The sequence below is a fragment of the Acinetobacter sp. CAU_H_78 genome (genome assembly GCF_058599365.1).
The window spans coordinates 1,740,063-1,764,149 of the sequence record NZ_CM178652.1 but is presented as its reverse complement, the minus strand read 5'-3'; the positions used below and the strand labels follow the sequence as shown (position 1 = coordinate 1,764,149).

Here is a 24,087-nt window from a genome sequence, read left to right as displayed (position 1 = left end):
AGCTATTGTTAAAAAAAAGTAGTGATTAAACCAGAAATGATTATTATTATCTGTAAAATTATATTGTAAAAAAGTAGAGTAATTGCTTGAAAAATGTTTTTAATAAATCTTTAATTAATACCAACTGTTTAAGTTGGTTTTTTAGGGGTCTCCTATGCAGGTTCAAGTTATTTCAAAAGAAAATGGTAGTAATAATTTAATAAAAAATTATTCACAAAAAATTGAATTGAATGATAGCTCTGTTGTCTTAATAGATATAAATATTGAAGATATAGAAAAGATTGAATATTTAAATAATCAGGCTGTAATTACTTTAAAGAATGGTGAAATATTAATAGTTGATAACTTCAATGTAGAAGAAAGTTCATTGGTTTTTAGAAATGAACAGTCTGAATTATTTTTATTTGATTTTGATTCAGTTAGTTATGACCCATTATCAAAAATAGAACTATTACTTAATGAATCATCAAGTTCATTAATTGATCTTTGGCCGTGGGCAGCTGGTGCTGTTGCGATTGGTGGGTTAGCACTAGCTACTAGTGGCTCTGGTGGTTCAAGTAAGCATAGTGAGAAAAATAATTCAGATGAACTGGCTGCTGCGAAAGAAGCACTAAAAAATGCAATTGCCCAAGCAGGTACAGACTCAGCTAAGTTTGATGGTGAAGAAGAAACTGCGGCATTAAAAGCAATCAACGATGCGCAAAATACCCTGCTGAACTCAGAAGATGTGGCTGTGCTGAAAAAAGCGCAAGCTGATCTTGAGGCAGAGATTGCCCGTCTGGCTTTGGTTGAATCGATTGAAGTGGCGAATGAAGCGCTGGGCGGTTTAACTGGTGCAGAAAAAGCAGCAGTTGAAGATGCGATTGATGCAGCTGAAACATTGTTGGCTCAAGATCCTGCGGCGACCGCTGAGCAGCTTGCAGATGCGAAATCAGTATTGGATCAGGCTGTTGTGAATGCAAAAGCTGATGAAGCTGCAGAAAGTGATGCTGAGAAAGAGCTGGAAGCAGCGATTGATGATGCCAAAGAGCTCTTGGATAGTCTTGAAGAAGGTGAAGATAAGACTAAACTTTCGGATGCAATTGCGGATGCTGAAGCTGTATTGGAAGACTCAGAAGCAACTGATGCTGACTTCGAAGAAGCACAATCTGAGCTGGATGACGTTGTAAATGGCTTTACTCCTGTAGATGAACTGGCTGCTGCGAAAGAAGCACTAAAAAATGCAATTGCCCAAGCAGGTACAGACTCAGCTAAGTTTGATGGTGAAGAAGAAACTGCGGCATTAAAAGCAATCAACGATGCGCAAAATACCCTGCTGAACTCAGAAGATGTGGCTGTGCTGAAAAAAGCGCAAGCTGATCTTGAGGCAGAGATTGCCCGTCTGGCTTTGGTTGAATCGATTGAAGTGGCGAATGAAGCGCTGGGCGGTTTAACTGGTGCAGAAAAAGCAGCAGTTGAAGATGCGATTGATGCAGCTGAAACATTGTTGGCTCAAGATCCTGCGGCGACCGCTGAGCAGCTTGCAGATGCGAAATCAGTATTGGATCAGGCTGTTGTGAATGCAAAAGCTGATGAAGCTGCAGAAAGTGATGCTGAGAAAGAGCTGGAAGCAGCGATTGATGATGCCAAAGAGCTCTTGGATAGTCTTGAAGAAGGTGAAGATAAGACTAAACTTTCGGATGCAATTGCGGATGCTGAAGCTGTATTGGAAGACTCAGAAGCAACTGATGCTGACTTCGAAGAAGCACAATCTGAGCTGGATGACGTTGTAAATGGCTTTACTCCTGTAGATGAACTGGCTGCTGCGAAAGAAGCACTAAAAAATGCAATTGCCCAAGCAGGTACAGACTCAGCTAAGTTTGATGGTGAAGAAGAAACTGCGGCATTAAAAGCAATCAACGATGCGCAAAATACCCTGCTGAACTCAGAAGATGTGGCTGTGCTGAAAAAAGCGCAAGCTGATCTTGAGGCAGAGATTGCCCGTCTGGCTTTGGTTGAATCGATTGAAGTGGCGAATGAAGCGCTGGGCGGTTTAACTGGTGCAGAAAAAGCAGCAGTTGAAGATGCGATTGATGCAGCTGAAACATTGTTGGCTCAAGATCCTGCGGCGACCGCTGAGCAGCTTGCAGATGCGAAATCAGTATTGGATCAGGCTGTTGTGAATGCAAAAGCTGATGAAGCTGCAGAAAGTGATGCTGAGAAAGAGCTGGAAGCAGCGATTGATGATGCCAAAGAGCTCTTGGATAGTCTTGAAGAAGGTGAAGATAAGACTAAACTTTCGGATGCAATTGCGGATGCTGAAGCTGTATTGGAAGACTCAGAAGCAACTGATGCTGACTTCGAAGAAGCACAATCTGAGCTGGATGACGTTGTAAATGGCTTTACTCCTGTAGATGAACTGGCTGCTGCGAAAGAAGCACTAAAAAATGCAATTGCCCAAGCAGGTACAGACTCAGCTAAGTTTGATGGTGAAGAAGAAACTGCGGCATTAAAAGCAATCAACGATGCGCAAAATACCCTGCTGAACTCAGAAGATGTGGCTGTGCTGAAAAAAGCGCAAGCTGATCTTGAGGCAGAGATTGCCCGTCTGGCTTTGGTTGAATCGATTGAAGTGGCGAATGAAGCGCTGGGCGGTTTAACTGGTGCAGAAAAAGCAGCAGTTGAAGATGCGATTGATGCAGCTGAAACATTGTTGGCTCAAGATCCTGCGGCGACCGCTGAGCAGCTTGCAGATGCGAAATCAGTATTGGATCAGGCTGTTGTGAATGCAAAAGCTGATGAAGCTGCAGAAAGTGATGCTGAGAAAGAGCTGGAAGCAGCGATTGATGATGCCAAAGAGCTCTTGGATAGTCTTGAAGAAGGTGAAGATAAGACTAAACTTTCGGATGCAATTGCGGATGCTGAAGCTGTATTGGAAGACTCAGAAGCAACTGATGCTGACTTCGAAGAAGCACAATCTGAGCTGGATGACGTTGTAAATGGCTTTACTCCTGTAGATGAACTGGCTGCTGCGAAAGAAGCACTAAAAAATGCAATTGCCCAAGCAGGTACAGACTCAGCTAAGTTTGATGGTGAAGAAGAAACTGCGGCATTAAAAGCAATCAACGATGCGCAAAATACCCTGCTGAACTCAGAAGATGTGGCTGTGCTGAAAAAAGCGCAAGCTGATCTTGAGGCAGAGATTGCCCGTCTGGCTTTGGTTGAATCGATTGAAGTGGCGAATGAAGCGCTGGGCGGTTTAACTGGTGCAGAAAAAGCAGCAGTTGAAGATGCGATTGATGCAGCTGAAACATTGTTGGCTCAAGATCCTGCGGCGACCGCTGAGCAGCTTGCAGATGCGAAATCAGTATTGGATCAGGCTGTTGTGAATGCAAAAGCTGATGAAGCTGCAGAAAGTGATGCTGAGAAAGAGCTGGAAGCAGCGATTGATGATGCCAAAGAGCTCTTGGATAGTCTTGAAGAAGGTGAAGATAAGACTAAACTTTCGGATGCAATTGCGGATGCTGAAGCTGTATTGGAAGACTCAGAAGCAACTGATGCTGACTTCGAAGAAGCACAATCTGAGCTGGATGACGTTGTAAATGGCTTTACTCCTGTAGATGAACTGGCTGCTGCGAAAGAAGCACTAAAAAATGCAATTGCCCAAGCAGGTACAGACTCAGCTAAGTTTGATGGTGAAGAAGAAACTGCGGCATTAAAAGCAATCAACGATGCGCAAAATACCCTGCTGAACTCAGAAGATGTGGCTGTGCTGAAAAAAGCGCAAGCTGATCTTGAGGCAGAGATTGCCCGTCTGGCTTTGGTTGAATCGATTGAAGTGGCGAATGAAGCGCTGGGCGGTTTAACTGGTGCAGAAAAAGCAGCAGTTGAAGATGCGATTGATGCAGCTGAAACATTGTTGGCTCAAGATCCTGCGGCGACCGCTGAGCAGCTTGCAGATGCGAAATCAGTATTGGATCAGGCTGTTGTGAATGCAAAAGCTGATGAAGCTGCAGAAAGTGATGCTGAGAAAGAGCTGGAAGCAGCGATTGATGATGCCAAAGAGCTCTTGGATAGTCTTGAAGAAGGTGAAGATAAGACTAAACTTTCGGATGCAATTGCGGATGCTGAAGCTGTATTGGAAGACTCAGAAGCAACTGATGCTGACTTCGAAGAAGCACAATCTGAGCTGGATGACGTTGTAAATGGCTTTACTCCTGTAGATGAACTGGCTGCTGCGAAAGAAGCACTAAAAAATGCAATTGCCCAAGCAGGTACAGACTCAGCTAAGTTTGATGGTGAAGAAGAAACTGCGGCATTAAAAGCAATCAACGATGCGCAAAATACCCTGCTGAACTCAGAAGATGTGGCTGTGCTGAAAAAAGCGCAAGCTGATCTTGAGGCAGAGATTGCCCGTCTGGCTTTGGTTGAATCGATTGAAGTGGCGAATGAAGCGCTGGGCGGTTTAACTGGTGCAGAAAAAGCAGCAGTTGAAGATGCGATTGATGCAGCTGAAACATTGTTGGCTCAAGATCCTGCGGCGACCGCTGAGCAGCTTGCAGATGCGAAATCAGTATTGGATCAGGCTGTTGTGAATGCAAAAGCTGATGAAGCTGCAGAAAGTGATGCTGAGAAAGAGCTGGAAGCAGCGATTGATGATGCCAAAGAGCTCTTGGATAGTCTTGAAGAAGGTGAAGATAAGACTAAACTTTCGGATGCAATTGCGGATGCTGAAGCTGTATTGGAAGACTCAGAAGCAACTGATGCTGACTTCGAAGAAGCACAATCTGAGCTGGATGACGTTGTAAATGGCTTTACTCCTGTAGATGAACTGGCTGCTGCGAAAGAAGCACTAAAAAATGCAATTGCCCAAGCAGGTACAGACTCAGCTAAGTTTGATGGTGAAGAAGAAACTGCGGCATTAAAAGCAATCAACGATGCGCAAAATACCCTGCTGAACTCAGAAGATGTGGCTGTGCTGAAAAAAGCGCAAGCTGATCTTGAGGCAGAGATTGCCCGTCTGGCTTTGGTTGAATCGATTGAAGTGGCGAATGAAGCGCTGGGCGGTTTAACTGGTGCAGAAAAAGCAGCAGTTGAAGATGCGATTGATGCAGCTGAAACATTGTTGGCTCAAGATCCTGCGGCGACCGCTGAGCAGCTTGCAGATGCGAAATCAGTATTGGATCAGGCTGTTGTGAATGCAAAAGCTGATGAAGCTGCAGAAAGTGATGCTGAGAAAGAGCTGGAAGCAGCGATTGATGATGCCAAAGAGCTCTTGGATAGTCTTGAAGAAGGTGAAGATAAGACTAAACTTTCGGATGCAATTGCGGATGCTGAAGCTGTATTGGAAGACTCAGAAGCAACTGATGCTGACTTCGAAGAAGCACAATCTGAGCTGGATGACGTTGTAAATGGCTTTACTCCTGTAGATGAACTGGCTGCTGCGAAAGAAGCACTAAAAAATGCAATTGCCCAAGCAGGTACAGACTCAGCTAAGTTTGATGGTGAAGAAGAAACTGCGGCATTAAAAGCAATCAACGATGCGCAAAATACCCTGCTGAACTCAGAAGATGTGGCTGTGCTGAAAAAAGCGCAAGCTGATCTTGAGGCAGAGATTGCCCGTCTGGCTTTGGTTGAATCGATTGAAGTGGCGAATGAAGCGCTGGGCGGTTTAACTGGTGCAGAAAAAGCAGCAGTTGAAGATGCGATTGATGCAGCTGAAACATTGTTGGCTCAAGATCCTGCGGCGACCGCTGAGCAGCTTGCAGATGCGAAATCAGTATTGGATCAGGCTGTTGTGAATGCAAAAGCTGATGAAGCTGCAGAAAGTGATGCTGAGAAAGAGCTGGAAGCAGCGATTGATGATGCCAAAGAGCTCTTGGATAGTCTTGAAGAAGGTGAAGATAAGACTAAACTTTCGGATGCAATTGCGGATGCTGAAGCTGTATTGGAAGACTCAGAAGCAACTGATGCTGACTTCGAAGAAGCACAATCTGAGCTGGATGACGTTGTAAATGGCTTTACTCCTGTAGATGAACTGGCTGCTGCGAAAGAAGCACTAAAAAATGCAATTGCCCAAGCAGGTACAGACTCAGCTAAGTTTGATGGTGAAGAAGAAACTGCGGCATTAAAAGCAATCAACGATGCGCAAAATACCCTGCTGAACTCAGAAGATGTGGCTGTGCTGAAAAAAGCGCAAGCTGATCTTGAGGCAGAGATTGCCCGTCTGGCTTTGGTTGAATCGATTGAAGTGGCGAATGAAGCGCTGGGCGGTTTAACTGGTGCAGAAAAAGCAGCAGTTGAAGATGCGATTGATGCAGCTGAAACATTGTTGGCTCAAGATCCTGCGGCGACCGCTGAGCAGCTTGCAGATGCGAAATCAGTATTGGATCAGGCTGTTGTGAATGCAAAAGCTGATGAAGCTGCAGAAAGTGATGCTGAGAAAGAGCTGGAAGCAGCGATTGATGATGCCAAAGAGCTCTTGGATAGTCTTGAAGAAGGTGAAGATAAGACTAAACTTTCGGATGCAATTGCGGATGCTGAAGCTGTATTGGAAGACTCAGAAGCAACTGATGCTGACTTCGAAGAAGCACAATCTGAGCTGGATGACGTTGTAAATGGCTTTACTCCTGTAGATGAACTGGCTGCTGCGAAAGAAGCACTAAAAAATGCAATTGCCCAAGCAGGTACAGACTCAGCTAAGTTTGATGGTGAAGAAGAAACTGCGGCATTAAAAGCAATCAACGATGCGCAAAATACCCTGCTGAACTCAGAAGATGTGGCTGTGCTGAAAAAAGCGCAAGCTGATCTTGAGGCAGAGATTGCCCGTCTGGCTTTGGTTGAATCGATTGAAGTGGCGAATGAAGCGCTGGGCGGTTTAACTGGTGCAGAAAAAGCAGCAGTTGAAGATGCGATTGATGCAGCTGAAACATTGTTGGCTCAAGATCCTGCGGCGACCGCTGAGCAGCTTGCAGATGCGAAATCAGTATTGGATCAGGCTGTTGTGAATGCAAAAGCTGATGAAGCTGCAGAAAGTGATGCTGAGAAAGAGCTGGAAGCAGCGATTGATGATGCCAAAGAGCTCTTGGATAGTCTTGAAGAAGGTGAAGATAAGACTAAACTTTCGGATGCAATTGCGGATGCTGAAGCTGTATTGGAAGACTCAGAAGCAACTGATGCTGACTTCGAAGAAGCACAATCTGAGCTGGATGACGTTGTAAATGGCTTTACTCCTGTAGATGAACTGGCTGCTGCGAAAGAAGCACTAAAAAATGCAATTGCCCAAGCAGGTACAGACTCAGCTAAGTTTGATGGTGAAGAAGAAACTGCGGCATTAAAAGCAATCAACGATGCGCAAAATACCCTGCTGAACTCAGAAGATGTGGCTGTGCTGAAAAAAGCGCAAGCTGATCTTGAGGCAGAGATTGCCCGTCTGGCTTTGGTTGAATCGATTGAAGTGGCGAATGAAGCGCTGGGCGGTTTAACTGGTGCAGAAAAAGCAGCAGTTGAAGATGCGATTGATGCAGCTGAAACATTGTTGGCTCAAGATCCTGCGGCGACCGCTGAGCAGCTTGCAGATGCGAAATCAGTATTGGATCAGGCTGTTGTGAATGCAAAAGCTGATGAAGCTGCAGAAAGTGATGCTGAGAAAGAGCTGGAAGCAGCGATTGATGATGCCAAAGAGCTCTTGGATAGTCTTGAAGAAGGTGAAGATAAGACTAAACTTTCGGATGCAATTGCGGATGCTGAAGCTGTATTGGAAGACTCAGAAGCAACTGATGCTGACTTCGAAGAAGCACAATCTGAGCTGGATGACGTTGTAAATGGCTTTACTCCTGTAGATGAACTGGCTGCTGCGAAAGAAGCACTAAAAAATGCAATTGCCCAAGCAGGTACAGACTCAGCTAAGTTTGATGGTGAAGAAGAAACTGCGGCATTAAAAGCAATCAACGATGCGCAAAATACCCTGCTGAACTCAGAAGATGTGGCTGTGCTGAAAAAAGCGCAAGCTGATCTTGAGGCAGAGATTGCCCGTCTGGCTTTGGTTGAATCGATTGAAGTGGCGAATGAAGCGCTGGGCGGTTTAACTGGTGCAGAAAAAGCAGCAGTTGAAGATGCGATTGATGCAGCTGAAACATTGTTGGCTCAAGATCCTGCGGCGACCGCTGAGCAGCTTGCAGATGCGAAATCAGTATTGGATCAGGCTGTTGTGAATGCAAAAGCTGATGAAGCTGCAGAAAGTGATGCTGAGAAAGAGCTGGAAGCAGCGATTGATGATGCCAAAGAGCTCTTGGATAGTCTTGAAGAAGGTGAAGATAAGACTAAACTTTCGGATGCAATTGCGGATGCTGAAGCTGTATTGGAAGACTCAGAAGCAACTGATGCTGACTTCGAAGAAGCACAATCTGAGCTGGATGACGTTGTAAATGGCTTTACTCCTGTAGATGAACTGGCTGCTGCGAAAGAAGCACTAAAAAATGCAATTGCCCAAGCAGGTACAGACTCAGCTAAGTTTGATGGTGAAGAAGAAACTGCGGCATTAAAAGCAATCAACGATGCGCAAAATACCCTGCTGAACTCAGAAGATGTGGCTGTGCTGAAAAAAGCGCAAGCTGATCTTGAGGCAGAGATTACCCGTTTAGCGGGGATTGAAGCGGGTGAGGATGCAGCTGTTGATAATGTTACTAAGAAAGATATTTATGCTTCTATTAACTTGAAAGTTGGTTCAACTATTATTGATACATCAGATGCGAACAAGTACACGGATACTGGTGGTGGTCTTGTTCAACTTAATGCGGGTAAAGCTTTAGATCTGCAATTAATTGATTCTACTTCAGGTATTAAATTTACGGTTCCTGATCATCAAACTTGGGATTTTGATATAAGTGTCAAATACACAGGTGTTCTTGGTGTGATTAATCTCGATATTATGCTGATGAAAAAGGTATATAGCGCAGATGGCTCATATCAATGGGTTGATTCAAAACTTGGTGGTGGTGTTATTGGTGGTGCTTTATTGATAGGTAGTACTTTAAACTTATCTGCCACAGATGTTGAGTCAGGCGAATATAAAATAGTAGCACTTAAAGATGGTGGTTTAAATGTAGCTGGTGGTTACGAGCTGAAACTAAGTAATGCTAAAAGTTATGATTGGACATCTGTTATTAATGTAGATGAAGACCGAAAAATAGATTATGTAGGTGATATTTTTACCGAAATTGCAGATATCGAATTTGGAAATTTAGAACTTGGTACATTAAATAATTTTCTTGTTAATAAAGTCTTGTTCGAGGGAGGGTGGCATTATATAGACCAAGATTCGAAAAAAGTTACTGTAGATGGGCAGTATGGTGTATTGACTGTTCATGAGGGTGGGGCATATACATATGTGCCGAATACTGACAATGCTAATAATGTTGGCTCATCTGAACAGTTTACTGTTGTCTATAATAATGCCGACTATGCTGCACAAAATAATAGTTCTGTCCTTGAAAAGGGTTATGAGCTGAATGTAATCATTGAGAGTCCACAAATTGAATTAAATAGCAATGCAAATGTAATTGACCAGAATGTGAGTGCCGGTAAGACAATTGTGACTACGAATGATGTTGCTACAGTAAAAGTAGATTTTGAAGCTAAAGTTGAAAAGTCTACAGGTCAAATTACTTATAGCTATATTAATAGCGATTATACGAATTTAAATGCTGGATCTACAAAATCTTTCGTTTCTTTTAATACAGATGAATGTATTTATCTAGGATTAAATATTGGATCAGCATTTACTACAGAAGGAACGACACATTTTGTATTAAAGGATACGGCAAGTGATTTCCTGAATCCGACACGTGTATATAAAGTATATATTTCTAAATCAACTATTGATGTTACAGGAAAAGTAACAACTGAGTATTTTGATAATAATGGTAAATTTTTAGGACTTGAGCCTATTGGTACTTCTTATAATAGCAGTAGTGAAAGATTTGAAATTTCAAACTTGAACGCAGGTGACTATCAAGTTGTACTTCGTAAAGTTGAGGGTGGACTTACTGCTAATATAGAGGTTAGTAAAGTAGGTTTAGGTGTTACTGATATATATGCTTTGAATTCAATATATCAATTTCCAACAAACCCATTAAATATTAAAAATATACCGACAGACTCTACGAAGGTAACAGCAGGGAATGAAGTATCTTTGGACTTTAAGGTGGAAGGCACTGGCTTACAGGGTGTATTTGAGCTAAAAGGTCTAAAAGGAGCTGGAACATGGAAATTATATAAGCTCAACGAAACAACCCAAAAGTACGAATTGTATAGTATTAAGCTTGAAGACGATTCAATTGTGTTTGAAGGTAATGTGGACATTGATAAGGAAAATGACGATAGAACTTTCTCTATTAGTTCATTGGAAGCTGGCAACTACAAGTTAAAGCTATTTGGTAAATACAATACCTCTAATATTGAATTTAAAGATGTGTCATTAAGTAATATTTATGAACATCAATATAGGGTTGATCAAGAACGTCCTTTAAATCTTGTCAAAGGATTGTTGCTTGCAAATGATTCCTATGACTCACGTACTACTAAACTTTCTATTATAGAAAAAAATGTAGAAACAGATGACTTGGGTAATGAAAATATTAGTCTGATAAAGACTGAAGTTGTAAATAGTTACAGTTCAGATTCTGTGGGCACCATCATTAAGGGTCAATATGGTACTTTAGAAGTTTGGGCAAATGGCTATTATGAATACACTCCGGATAATGTTAAAGATATTACATCTCTAGGCAAAATTGATGAGTTTACGTACCGTCTTACAGCATTAAATGGTGACTATGTTGATACTAAACTTTCTATTACCATAGGCTCAAATGACGTCATTATGATCGCTACCGATGAAACTGATGCGGAATTAATTGGTCGTGAAAGTATTGATGATATTTTGATTGGAAATGGTTTAAATAATATTATTAGTGGTAATGGTGGAAATGATACTTTAATTTATAAAGTACTAGCAGATAATCATACGGCAGGTAATGGTCAGGATATTTGGACTGACTTCTCTTTAGGTAATTCCGCATACGATGAAGCAGATTCTATAAACCTAACAGAAATCCTAGTTGATTTTGACAAAGGTAAAGAATCAGAATTTGTATCTATCGATTTTAATACTGAGGCTAATGTTGCTAAGGTTTATGTCGATCGTGATGGTAAAGGAGAACGATATCAGGCAACCAAATTGCTTGAGTTACATGTTCAAGATCAGCAGGGATATTTGAGTAAGATGGAAGATAATAATTTCCTTAAACTATTAATGGAAAATAACCAAATCATTTTCTAATTTAACTTTAGAAAATTGATTTAAAAAATCCTCAGCCTCGGCTGGGGATTTTTTTATGCATAAAATATAAAAACTTTTCTTAAAACTTTATGAAAAATAGTGCTTAGGTTAAGATGAGCTATCCTTTTATTGAATGTCTTTTGAATCGCTATGCAACCATTTGTTCTATATAACTCAGAGCAACGTAAAAAAGTAGAATTTGTACCTCGCAAAGAAGGTCAGATTGATTTGTATGTTTGTGGGATGACGGTCTATGACTACTGTCATATCGGACATGCACGTACAGTGGTTGCATTCGACTATATTATCCGTTTCCTGCGCAGTCAGGGCTGGCAGGTGAAATATATACGTAATATCACCGATATTGATGATAAAATCATTAAACGTGCCAATGAAAATGGTGAAAGCATTTCATCACTGACCAGCCGTTTTATTGATGCGATGAATGAAGACTTTGCCAAGTTAGGCTGTCTTGCACCAGATGCTGCACCAAAAGCCACCGACTATATCGATCAAATGCAAAATATGATTGATACATTAGTCAATAATGGCACAGCATATCCAGCCAATAATGGGGATGTGTATTTCGAAGTTGAAAAATTTGCCAAATATGGCCGTCTTTCAGGCCGTAAACTGGAAGATATGCAAGCAGGTGCTTCTGAACGTGTAGATGTGGAAGTTGAGAAAAAACATCCTTTTGACTTTGTACTTTGGAAACACGCCAAAGAAAATGAACCTTCTTGGCCATCTCCTTGGGGCAATGGTCGTCCAGGCTGGCATATTGAATGTTCTGCGATGTCAACTTGCTGCCTGGGCAATCATTTTGATATTCATGGTGGTGGTGCTGACTTAAGCTTCCCGCATCATGAAAACGAGATTGCACAGTCAGAAGCAGCGACAGGTGAACAATATGTGAACTACTGGATGCATGCTGGATTCATTAATGTCGATGGTGAAAAGATGTCGAAGTCTTTGGGTAACTTCTTCACCATCCGTGATGTGATTGAAAAATTCCATCCAGAAGTGGTGCGTTACTTTATCGTATCTTCACACTACCGTAGCCCGGTGAATTATTCTGATGTAGCCTTAAAAGAAGCGAAAAATACGCTGATGCGTTTCTATCATTCTTTTAAAGCTTATCAAGCGGTATATGGTGAGAAGATTGTTGAAACTATTGATCAAAGCTTTGTTGAGCGTTTCAATACAGCCATGCGTGATGACTTCAATACGCCAGAAGCCATTGCTGTGTTGTTTGAACTGAATAAAGAGCTGAACCGTGCAGTAAAAGACCAGAATCAGGAACAGGCTACAGTTTATTATTCTACTCTGCGTCACCTGACTAATATTCTGGGTCTGGTACAGCACAATATCGATGAATTCCTGAAGTCTGATATTGGTCAGGAAGCTTTAGGCTTGTCTGAAGAGCAGATTGAAGATCTCATCCAGCAACGTAAAGATGCCAAAAAAGAGAAAAATTTTGCTCGTGCCGATGAAATCCGCCAGTCTTTATTAGACCAAGGGGTGGTGCTGGAAGATACCCGTCAAGGAACTGTATGGCGTCGTGCCGATTAATTCGACAGTTGAATCGATAGAGAGTTGACAGTTAGCAGAAACTCTCTATAATTCACTCCCATATTGCGGGAATAGCTCAGTTGGTAGAGCACAACCTTGCCAAGGTTGGGGTCGCGAGTTCGAGTCTCGTTTCCCGCTCCAAAATTCAAAAAACCCTGATCGGAAGATTGGGGTTTTTTATTGCCTACGCAAAATAAAAAGGAAAATCAGAACTGATTTACATAATGAAATTCTGAATATGGAAGAGCTTTCAGTCAGGGAAATTTCTAAACATTCTGTTTAAGTTTTATGAAAAGCTCTACATTTTGAAACCTGCCATTTGCATAGATATGATAAAATTGCGAAAATTATTTTTGCTAGACTGAGTCAACTCTGTATAGAGTTAAGGTAAACCTACTTTGAACCCACCAAATATGCCAAATCAAATAGACTTCCAGAAAGTTGCACTTGAAACCTTGCGTATCGAAGAACAAGCATTACAGATTTTAGCCACGCAGATTGATGAGCGTTTTAGTCAGGCATGTGAAATTATCCTACAGTGCAAAGGTCGTCTGGTGATTACCGGAATGGGGAAATCCGGGCATATTGGCCGTAAGATGGCGGCAACTTTTGCGTCTACGGGTACGCCTTCATTCTTCATGCACCCGGGCGAGGCAGGGCATGGTGATCTTGGGATGCTGGTACCGGGTGATGTACTGATTGCCATTTCAAACTCAGGCAAAAGCGATGAAATCATGATGCTGATGCCTCTGATCAAGCGTCTGGAAATTCCCTTAATTACCATTAGTGGTGATGCCAAAGGCCCAATGCCACAAAATGCTGATGTGGCTTTAACTCTGGGTCATCTTCAGGAAGCCTGTCCACTTGGCCTGGCACCGACTTCGAGTACAACAGCAACTTTAGCGCTGGGTGATGCACTGGCTGTCGCTCTTTTAGATGCACGTGGTTTTACTGCTGACGATTTTGCATTGTCACATCCAGCGGGTGCCTTGGGTAAACGTTTATTGCTACATGTAAAACACCTCATGCATACAGGTTCGGAATTGCCAAAAGTGTCACCAGATACACCGATGAATCAAGTTTTATACGAGATTTCAAATAAACGCCTAGGTTTAACCACAATTGTGGATCAAAATGACCTTCTGTTGGGTATTTTCACTGATGGTGACTTGCGCCGACTGATCGACAAACAGCAAGGTTTTGATGTCAATTTACCGATTCAGGAAGTAATGACCAAAAATCCGCTGACGATTTCTCAGGAAGCACGTGCTGTCATTGCACTGGAAAAAATGAACGAACGTAAAGTTAATCAATTTGTTGTGGTTGATGATGCCAATAAAGTCATTGGTGTAATTAGTATGCATGACCTGATTCAGGCTGGGGTAAATTAATAAATGGCATCTTATGTATTATTAGAGCAGGCACGTCATATTGAGGCACTGGTACTTGATGTAGATGGTATTTTAAGCGACGGTTTTGTCACCTTGACCAATACGGGTGATGAAATTAAATCTTTTGATATCCGTGATGGTCTAGGGATGAAGCTGGTACAGCAAGCCGGAATCAAAGTGATCATTATCACTGGACGTCAAAGCAATATCGTACAGAAACGTATGTCGGATTTGGGCGTAGATCTGGTTTATCAGGGCCGCGAAGATAAAGGAACTGCTTTACGTGAAGCTTGTACTCAGCTCAATATCGACCCTGAAGACTGTTTATACATGGGTGATGACTGGCCTGATCTGTCTGCCTTCGCGATTGCAGGCATGAAAGTGACTGTTCCAAACGGGCATGTTGAAGTACGTCGTCGTGCTGATCTGGTAACGCAGGCCTATGGTGGTCGTGGTGCGGTACGCGAGATTTGTGACATGTTACTGATGTCCAAAGGTAAGTACCAAGAGTTACTTGAAAAATATACTCGTGCGCCTTATTAATAAGTCATACATTCTGGATTAAGTACACCGCTTATGGATACTCGAGTTTTATATCTTACGGCTATTATTATTGCCGCAATAAGTGGTGGTTATTACTATTACAGCGGTAAGGGCAACAAGTTGCAGACTGATTCTGCACGTAGCATGACCTATTCTGCAAATAATATTAACTTAACCCAAACTGATGAAAAGGGCATGTTATCTGTTCGTGCCCAGGTCGACCAGCTTGAACAAAACCTGCAGCTAGAGACTTCGAGTCTCAAAAATCTGCAGGCAACGACCTATAAAGACGGTCAGGTTGATGCGACATTCTTTGCCAAACAGGGCAACGGTTATGATGACAATACAAAAGTTGTACTTTCTCAAGAAGTGCTGGCGACCAAGATCATGCAAAATGGAAAAATGCAGTTCCGCACCGAGGAGCTGACGGCTTTTCCGAAAACACGTGAAATTGAAACCGATAAAACTGTCATTGTTGAATCTCCACAGGCTGAATTTATCAGTCAGGGCCTAAAAGCCAATCTTAATGATGGTCAATACGAATTCTTTAATATTCGAGGAAAGTATGAACCAAATTTCTAGAGCTAAAATGATGAACACTTTCCTTAAGCGCGCTGCGTTATTAAGTCTGGTTGCATTGGGTTCAGCCACTGCGTTTGCATTGCCATCTGACCGTAACCAGCCGATTACCTTATTAGCTGACCGTGCGACTTTTAATGAGCGTACCGGAGTCACGACTTATTCAGGTAATGTCATTATTGAACAGGGCACCATGAAATTGCAGGCCAATTCGATTGTGGCGAATCTGAATAATAAAAAACAGATCAGCCTGATTACAGCAACAGGTAGCCCGGCTCAATTTCAGCAGAAAGTTGATCCAGCCAAAGGTTTGGCCAAAGGTCAGGCACAGAAAATTGTCTATAATGCGGAAACCGGTATTATTACCCTGTCTGGAAATGCCTACTTGCAGCAAGATGGCGCTAGTATCCGTGGTAATACGCTGAAATACAGCATGAATAAAGGCGATATTGAAGCAACAGGTACACCAAATAAAACCGGTTCAGCAGCAGGTCGTGTACAAATCGTGATTCCGCCTTCATCTTCGAAATCCTTCCCGGGAGCACGTGATTAATGGCACAGACGCATCAGGTTCAAACTTTAACCATTAAGCATCTGGCGAAAAATTATAGTAAACGCTGGGTAGTCAAGGACGTTTCCTTCAGTATGGAAAGTGGGCAGATTGTTGGGCTTTTAGGGCCTAATGGTGCAGGTAAAACTACCAGTTTCTATATGGTGGTGGGTCTGGTGCGTATGGACAAGGGTGAAATCCATCTGGATGATCTCGATTTGTCTGACTTGGCGATGCATGAACGTGCGCGTAAAGGTATTGGCTATTTACCTCAGGAAGCTTCTATTTTTAGAAAACTAACCATTTCTGAAAATATTATGGCGATTCTGGAAACCCGTAAGGATTTAAGCAAAGCTCAGCGTCAGCAACGTCTGGCTGAATTACTGGCAGACTTTAAAATTACCCATATTAAAGATTCATTGGGTATGAGTGTATCAGGTGGTGAACGTCGTCGTGCTGAAATTGCTCGTGCGTTGGCGGCTGACCCTAAATTCATGTTATTGGATGAACCTTTTGCCGGGGTTGACCCGATTTCCGTGGGTGATATTAAAGATATTATTATGACGCTGAAAGATCGTGGAATTGGTGTATTGATTACCGATCACAACGTTCGTGAAACTTTGGCCATCTGTGAACATGCCTATATTGTCAGCGAAGGTTCAGTCATTGCCGAAGGCACGGCACAAGAAATTCTGGCCAATGAAACGGTACGTAAAGTTTATCTGGGTGATGATTTTACTGTATAGAAAATTTTCATTATCAGAAAAACCCGCATTAAGACTTTAGTCGTCAAATGCGGGTTTTTTTTACTTAAATTAAGACGAAAAAGCTATCTTTTTGTATGATTTGATATATTGTTAGGCTAAAACACGAAACACTCATTATTATGCAATTTAGGGTGCAGCACTTAAAAAATGTTCAGGGGATAATAGATAAAAATAAGGGAATATGGATCATTCTTCTTTTCCCTTTATCTGTGCCATTCGTACATGCAGAAAATTCACAGAATTATTTTAATAATATTAAAAGTGGATTAGGAAAACTGATTGCACCAGAGCCAACGCGATCAGCACAAACGATTGATATTAGCTCACTTAGTCAGTACTCACTGGATACCTCAAAGGTGGCTGAATTGCCGCAGATTACTCGGCCACAGCAGGGACAATCTTCAATTCGACCTATAAATGCCGGTATTCCTGCAAAAAAGAGTCTGATTGAGGCGGTTCATACAGCAGTTCAGCGTCGTCCGGAAATTGCCCAGAGTATTTCGTCTTTATCTGCACAGGCCGCCAATATTGATGTGGCCAAAGCTGCGTATTATCCGCAGTTATCTGGCGGTGTGGGTACCGGAGATTTGACCTCAGGTGAACGTGGACGTCAGGTGGTTTCTCTGAATGCAACCCAGATGCTATATGACTTTGGCAAGATTAAAACCAATGTCAGTGTTGAAGAGGCGAGACTGGCAGAAGATCAGGCAAGAGTATTGGTAAGTCTGGATCAGGTCGCACTGGAAGTAGCTGATGCCATCGTCAATATTAAACGCTATCAGGAAATTACCAAGATTGCCGAACAGCAGATTCAGGGCATCGCACGGATTGCAGAAATTGCCAATTTACGTGCCCGCGCCGGGATTAGCACACAGGCCGATCCGGTTCAGGCACAGTCCAATCTGGAAGCTGCACAATCTAACCTGATCGTGCAACAGACCCAGTTAAGACAATATCAGCAACGTCTGCGAACTTTATTGGGATTTGACGTCTCTGCAATTCAATGGGAAATTCCAGATCGTATCGTAACCCAGGCCGATCTTTATCAGGATCCTGAATTTACCCAGATTCCAAGCATGATCTTGGCACATTCAGGGGTAGATGTAGCCCGATTGCAAAAAGATCAGGCCCGTTTAAGCCGTTATCCGACCATTAATCTGAAAGGTAGCTTAAGTCAGGCGGTTAATGGTCGAAATCCGAATAATAATGAAGATGATGGCTTTTATAATTCAATTATGATTGAAGCCAGCAGTAATTTTTATCAGGGGGGTGCTGTTCGGTCTCAGGCACGTGCTGCCAGTTATGCCGAAGAAGCGGCACGCGCACAGGTCAATACGGTCTATCTGGATGTGCTGGATCAGGTTCGCTTAATCCGGGAACAGATTGAAAATAAACAAAGACAAATGAATGTCCTGGCTCAGCGCCGTGAAACCACGGTACGAACCAAAGAGCTATATCAAGAACAATATAAATTGGGCACACGGACTGTAGTGGATTTATTGAATGCAGAACAGGCGATTCACAGCGCAGCACAGGAAATTGAATCAGCGCGCTATGACATCTATTCGGCGATTGTGCAATACATTCAGGTGACAGGTCGTACACGGGATATTTACGCGCTTAACCGTATTTCTATTCAGGGGTTTGAAGTTCAGCCATGAGTACTACAATAAATTATCAGCCGTGGCTTCAGGCAGTTTTGAATATTGCCAAGCATTATCGGATTGAACCATCTGAGGAGCGGATTCGTCTGCAACTGGACTGGAACCAGCATCATGACATTGATGAAATGCTCAAGATTGTGAGCCGTCAGATGGGATTGAATGTCCGCAAAAATAAATTCGATAGTAGTTTGCTGAATCCCTGGCGTTTGCCCTTACTGGTTGAATTTGATAGCGGAGATGTCGGTGTTATTGAACGTATCGACACACAAGGCAATGTCAGTGTTCAACTGAGTGGAGATGCCGGTTTATCACAAAGTTTTACCATCGAGCAGTTAGAGGCTGGTGCGAAGCATGTTTATATCCTGCGACCAGAGTCTTCTGTACCGGATGCGCGTGTCGACGAATATATCAAGCCCTTTGAGAAAAACTGGTTCTGGTCGATTGTGCTGAAAGACTGGAAACGCTATATCGATGTGATGTTTGCCTCTTTGATCGCCAATATTTTGGCTTTAGCGACGATTGTATTCTCGATGAACGTTTATGACCGTGTCATTCCTTCACAATCGATTCCTACTTTGTGGGTGTTGGCCGGTGGTGTACTGATTGCAGCTATTTTCGAGTTTGTATTACGAGTCTCCCGTATTTATCTTTCAGACATTATTGGTAAACGGGCTGACCTGAAAATTTCTGACCGGGTATTTGGTCATTCCTTAAGAATTAAAAACAGTGAGCGTTCCAAATCAACCGGAACGTTTATTTCACAGATTCGTGAACTTGAAGGTGTGCGTGAACTGGTCACTTCCACTACCGTGACGGCAATTGCAGATTTACCATTCTTCTTCCTGTTCCTGGGAATCTTCTGGATTATTGGCGGCAACCTGTTCTGGGTCATGCTACTGGTAGTACCACTCATGATTCTTCCGGGAATTCTGGCACAGAAAAAACTGGCCAAGCTGGCACAGTTGGGAATGCGTGAATCTGCAATCCGTAATGCTTTATTAGTTGAAGCCGTACAGGGTATTGAAGATATCAAGCTGTTAAGAGCTGAAACCCGCTTCCAGAACCAATGGAATCATATGAATGAGGTCTCTGCCGATGTCAGCATGCAACAACGTAAAATTGTTGGCTTAATGACAGCATGGACCCAAAAAATTCAGGGTTTAACCTTTGCCATTGTGGTCTTGGTGGGTGCATTTGCAGTGATGGATGGTGAGATGACCACAGGTGCTTTAGTTGCCTGTTCGATTTTATCATCACGGATGCTGGCACCTATTTCACAAATTACCGGTGTCTTGGGCCGTTTACAGCAAGCCAAAGTTGCCAAGGGCGGTCTGGATGAGTTGATGAAAAAATCGGTGGATCAGCCGGACTATTCACATCTGATTCACCGTCCTGTATTGGATGGTCATTATGACTTGAGTGGCGTGGTGTTCAAATATGGCGATGATGATCCCAAACCGAGTCTGGTCATTCCAAAACTCGAAATCAAGCCCGGTGAAAAAATTGCAATTCTGGGCCGTAACGGTGCTGGTAAATCGACGCTGTTGCAACTGTTGTCGGGTATGCAAACCCCAGCACAAGGTAAGGTCAAACTGGATGGTATTGATCTGACCCTGATAGATCCTTCAGATGTACGCCGTGATATGGGCTTGCTCAATCAGAATTCACAACTCTTTTACGGTAGTATTCGTGAAAACCTGACTTTGGGTGCACCGCTCGCTACGGATCAACAGATTCTGGAAGCCTTGCAAATCACCGGTGCACTTAACTTTGTTCAGGAGAAAAAAGAAGGTCTGGATCATATTATTCTGGAAGGTGGAGTGGGCTTCTCGGGTGGACAGCGTCAAGCCTTGTTACTGGCAAGGCTCCTGATCCGCCAGCCGAAAATTTTGTTGCTAGATGAGCCAACTGCAGCGATTGATGATGTTTCAGAAAAACAGTTAATAGATCATCTGAAAGGGTATCTGGCACATCGTACACTGGTGGTAGCAACGCATCGTCGCGCTGTACTAGAGTTAGTTGACCGTATTCTTGTGGTCAATGATGGCAAAATTGTCATGGATGGTCCACGAGACCAGATATTAAATCAGTCACAGGTAGGATCTAAACGGGTCGTGGGAGCAAGCGCATGAGTGAACCACATACATTAACGCGTTCAAACAAAGTGAGCTTTCAGGAACCACCATTACCTAAATCCAGTCTGATTATCTGGATTGTGGGCATTGGTTTGTTAATACTGCTGACGTGGGCCTGGTTATTTAAACTGGAAGAGGTTTCGACCGGTACGGGTAAAGTCATTCCATCTTCCAAAGAACAAGTGATTCAGTCTCTGGAGGGTGGCATTCTAACCAAGTTAAATGTCAAAGAAGGTGAGATTGTAGAACGTGGTCAAGTCTTGGCACAGCTTGATCCAACCCGATTTGAATCTAATGTCGGCGAATCAGAATCCTTGCTGATCGCTTCACGTGCGACTTCCGCCCGTTTACGTGCAGAAGTGAGTGGTACGCCGTTGTCTTTCCCGGAAGAAGTGCTGAAATATCCGAAACTGGTTAAAGAAGAAACCGCACTCTATCAGTCACGTCGTGCCAATCTGGAAGAATCTCTTGCCGGCTTGCAACAGGCATTGGTACTAGTACAACAGGAACTGGAAATGACCGCGCCATTGGTGGCTAAAGGGGCAGCCAGTGAAGTTGAAGTTTTACGGCTGAAGCGTGAAGCCAATGATTTGCGTAACCAGATGAATGATATTCGCAACCAATATTATGTGAAAGCACGGGAAGAATTGTCCAAAGCCAATACTGATGTAGAAACCCAGCAACAGGTGGTACGCGGCAAGTCAGATACCTTGAACCGGACCATTTTTAAATCACCAGTTCGTGGCGTGGTCAAAGAAATTGATATCATGACTTTGGGTGGCGTGGTTCCGCAAAATGGCAAGCTGATGACCATCGTCCCTCTGGATGAAAAATTACTGGTTGAAGCCCGAATTTCACCACGTGATATTGCCTTTATCCGACCTGATCAGGAAGCACTGGTTAAAATTACGGCCTATGATTACTCGATTTATGGTGGTCTAAAAGGCAAAGTGACCGTGATTTCGCCAGATACCTTGCGAGATGAAGTCAAACAGGATCAGTTCTATTATCGGGTGTATATTCGTACCGATAGTGACAAATTGAGAAACGCCGCCGGGCAGGAGTTCAATATCACACCAGGTATGGTGGCTTCCGTCGATATTCGTACCGGAGCAAAAACGGTAATGGACTATCTCATCAAGCCATTCAATAAAGCTAAAGAAGCATTGCGTGAACGTTAAATTTAAAAGTAATTAATAAAATTAAATTGAATCAAGCCTCTCTATACGAGAGGCTTTTTCTTTGCCACATCAAAACAGGTATACTGCACAGGTGAAATTTGAATGCCTGAAGTTATGCCATTTACTATTGCCAGCCTTGTTAGTTTTGAGGAAGACATCAAAAAAAGCCGATTTCAGGCCTTTGCCACACCTGTAGAAAATGAACAGGATGTGAAGGATTTTCTGGAGGCCTATCGTGATCCGACCACCACTCATCAATGCTGGGCCTGGAAAATCGGTCATCATGTACGTTTTAATGATGATGGTGAGCCATCGGGTACAGCAGGCCGACCGATCCTCGCGACCATTGAAGGCAATGAGCTAACCAATGTACTAGTACTGGTGAATCGCTGGTATGGCGGTATTAAATTAGGCACCGGTGGACTGGTCCGTGCCTATGGTGGCTGTGCTGGACAATGTTTGTTATTAGCTGAAAAAATTGAGCTGATTGAAAAGAAAAAGGTCGAATTTGCTTGCCAGTTTAATGAGTGGGCGATTTTTCAGTATGAGCTGAATCAGCAGCAGATTGATTATCAGGAAGAATATACTTCTGAAGGTGTACAGGTTCAGGCACAATTTCAGAAACATCAGATTGAACCTTTTGCGTTGAAGATTCAGGATGTTACTCGCGGACGTGAACAGTTAAAAATTATAGAAGAAGCCACAGATGACTGAACCAGATCCATTACTGAAATATCGTGAGCAGCATAAGCACCGTCTAAATTATATGCCTTGGCTATATTGGTCCTTAAAACCGAAGAATCGTGGTTGGGCTGAGGCTTGGCAAAAAGAATATCAGACCTATCTGATGGAGATGGAAACAGTCGAAATTGGCGAAAACTGTTTTATTTCGCCGTTGGCACATATCTTCGCTGAGCCGGGACGTAAAATTATTATCGGGGACAATACCTTTATTGCGGCAGATTGTACGCTACATGGTCCTTTGGAGATCGGTAACGAAGTTGCCATCAATCATCACTGTATTCTGGATGGTGGTCGGGTTGGGATTAAACTGCATGATCAGGTACGCATCGCAGCTTATTGTCATCTTTATGCTTTTGATCATGGGATGGAACTGGAGCAGCCAATTTATCAGCAGCCAGTCAGGTCTAAAGGAATTGAGATTGGTCGGGATGTTTGGCTAGGTGCCCACGTCGGCATTAAAGATGGGGTGAAAATTGCCGATCAGGCGATTATAGGTATGAATAGCATGGTCACGAAGGATATTGAAGCGCGTGCAATTGTCGCCGGAAATCCGGCAAAATTGATTCGATATCGGGATTAACATAGTGAAAGAGGTGCTTGGAAAAAGAATTTATATCAAGTGCTTAATATTCGGTAAGGGTCCTAGAACATCACATAAAAGTTAACATATTTCAATTCAAGCCTTACAGATTTCAGTGCACATTTACTAATGCTTGTGCTAAGTTAAAAATAACTAAGAAATTTTTATTATAAAAGAGAGGCTGAACATGAAACGTGTCATTGCCTGCATAGACTCCTCACCATGCACGAACGCGCTTGCAGATGCGGCTGCATGGATTGCCAAACAGACCGGCCGTGAACTGGTTTTATTACAGGTTCTGGATTATTACCCGGCCAGTTATCATCTTGGGGAAATTAGTGGTGTGATTGGCTTTGAAAGCAATGCCATGTTGCTTAAAGAACTGGCTGAGCTGGAACAGAAGCAAAGTGAAATCGCGCTTAGTTATAGCAATAATCTGCTCCAGCACATTTCGGATCGTATCTTTAAAGATTATGGCATCCGCACCACGCATATTCAGGAAAAGGGTGATTTTCTAGAACAAAGTTTTCAGATTCTAAAACCTGATGATATTGCAGTCATCGGACTACTCGGTGAGCGTTCTGCCGAAAAAAACAAGCCAATCGGCACCAATGTAGAAAACTTTATTCGTGGTGCTAACTGTACAGTGATGACTGTAGGGGAACACTTCAGACCACCGACACGTTTTATCTTTGCTTATGAGTATTCACCGACCTGTGTGAAGATGATGAAACGTATTGCAGAAAGTGATTTATTAAGACAATTACAATGTCATCTGCTTTATATCGGGGATCATGTGGAAATCCTGAATGAGCCTCTGCAATATTTGACAGAAGCAGGACTAGAGGTCGTTCCAGAATACCGCTATGGAGAAGTGGCTGAAAATATCCTGTCTTATCAGCAGGAACATGGGATTCAGTTAATTGTCTTGGGGGCATTCAGTCACAGCAAGATCCACCAGTTCTTCTTGGGCAGTATTGCGACAACGATTTTCCGTAATTCTAAAGTTCCATTATTGGTAGCAAAGTAAAAAGAGGATAACAAAAGCGGCAGAGATGTATTTT

The 24,087-nt window shown here is 42.8% G+C and carries 13 protein-coding genes and 1 tRNA gene; all 14 read left to right on the top strand.

Annotated features, from left to right (window positions below):
• The first annotated feature begins 154 nt into the window (after positions 1-154).
• The 14 genes from AC4MCD_RS08520 to AC4MCD_RS08455 all read left to right on the top strand — a co-directional run bounded on the left by AC4MCD_RS08520 (position 155) and on the right by AC4MCD_RS08455 (position 24,053).
• Positions 155-11,317, top strand: a complete 11,163-nt coding sequence (locus AC4MCD_RS08520; RefSeq protein ID WP_491875903.1) for a BapA/Bap/LapF family prefix-like domain-containing protein — start codon at positions 155-157, stop codon at positions 11,315-11,317.
• A 150-nt stretch (positions 11,318-11,467) separates the two neighbouring features.
• Positions 11,468-12,889: a cysteine--tRNA ligase gene (gene cysS / locus AC4MCD_RS08515; RefSeq protein WP_491875902.1), complete on the top strand. Its 1,422-nt coding sequence runs from the start codon at positions 11,468-11,470 to the stop codon at positions 12,887-12,889.
• A 65-nt stretch (positions 12,890-12,954) separates the two neighbouring features.
• Positions 12,955-13,030, top strand: a tRNA-Gly gene (locus AC4MCD_RS08510).
• A 272-nt stretch (positions 13,031-13,302) separates the two neighbouring features.
• Complete coding sequence (locus AC4MCD_RS08505; RefSeq protein WP_491875901.1) at positions 13,303-14,280, top strand: KpsF/GutQ family sugar-phosphate isomerase; 978 nt, start codon at positions 13,303-13,305, stop codon at positions 14,278-14,280.
• A gap of 3 nt (positions 14,281-14,283) precedes the next feature.
• Positions 14,284-14,823: a KdsC family phosphatase gene (locus AC4MCD_RS08500; protein WP_034170294.1), complete on the top strand. Its 540-nt coding sequence runs from the start codon at positions 14,284-14,286 to the stop codon at positions 14,821-14,823.
• A gap of 33 nt (positions 14,824-14,856) precedes the next feature.
• A complete protein-coding gene (gene lptC / locus AC4MCD_RS08495; RefSeq protein ID WP_491875900.1) occupies positions 14,857-15,405 on the top strand; it encodes an LPS export ABC transporter periplasmic protein LptC in 549 nt (182 codons plus the stop codon).
• Positions 15,389-15,955 carry a lipopolysaccharide transport periplasmic protein LptA gene (gene lptA, locus AC4MCD_RS08490; RefSeq protein ID WP_491875899.1) on the top strand — a complete coding sequence of 189 codons (567 nt, stop codon included), beginning with the start codon at positions 15,389-15,391 and terminating at the stop codon, positions 15,953-15,955. The genes lptC and lptA overlap by 17 nt, the downstream gene beginning before the upstream one ends.
• Positions 15,955-16,698, top strand: coding sequence for an LPS export ABC transporter ATP-binding protein (gene lptB, locus AC4MCD_RS08485; protein ID WP_491875898.1), 744 nt, complete (start codon positions 15,955-15,957; stop codon positions 16,696-16,698). Before lptA ends, lptB begins: the two co-directional genes overlap by 1 nt.
• A 140-nt stretch (positions 16,699-16,838) precedes the next feature.
• Positions 16,839-18,380 carry a TolC family outer membrane protein gene (locus AC4MCD_RS08480; protein WP_491875897.1) on the top strand — a complete coding sequence of 514 codons (1,542 nt, stop codon included), beginning with the start codon at positions 16,839-16,841 and terminating at the stop codon, positions 18,378-18,380.
• Positions 18,377-20,515 (top strand): type I secretion system permease/ATPase, encoded by a 2,139-nt coding sequence (locus AC4MCD_RS08475; RefSeq protein ID WP_491875896.1) that lies wholly within the window; start codon positions 18,377-18,379, stop codon positions 20,513-20,515. The genes AC4MCD_RS08480 and AC4MCD_RS08475 overlap by 4 nt, the downstream gene beginning before the upstream one ends.
• Positions 20,512-21,699 (top strand): beta-barrel domain-containing protein, encoded by a 1,188-nt coding sequence (locus AC4MCD_RS08470; protein ID WP_491875895.1) that lies wholly within the window; start codon positions 20,512-20,514, stop codon positions 21,697-21,699. The genes AC4MCD_RS08475 and AC4MCD_RS08470 overlap by 4 nt, the downstream gene beginning before the upstream one ends.
• Before the next feature lie 114 nt (positions 21,700-21,813).
• Positions 21,814-22,413 carry an IMPACT family protein gene (locus tag AC4MCD_RS08465; RefSeq protein WP_419365748.1) on the top strand — a complete coding sequence of 200 codons (600 nt, stop codon included), beginning with the start codon at positions 21,814-21,816 and terminating at the stop codon, positions 22,411-22,413.
• Entirely contained in the window at positions 22,406-23,023 is a 618-nt protein-coding gene (locus AC4MCD_RS08460; protein WP_419365742.1) for a DapH/DapD/GlmU-related protein, read from the top strand. Before AC4MCD_RS08465 ends, AC4MCD_RS08460 begins: the two co-directional genes overlap by 8 nt.
• 187 nt (positions 23,024-23,210) lie before the next feature.
• Positions 23,211-24,053: a universal stress protein gene (locus AC4MCD_RS08455; RefSeq protein ID WP_034703837.1), complete on the top strand. Its 843-nt coding sequence runs from the start codon at positions 23,211-23,213 to the stop codon at positions 24,051-24,053.
• The last annotated feature ends 34 nt before the right edge of the window (positions 24,054-24,087 follow it).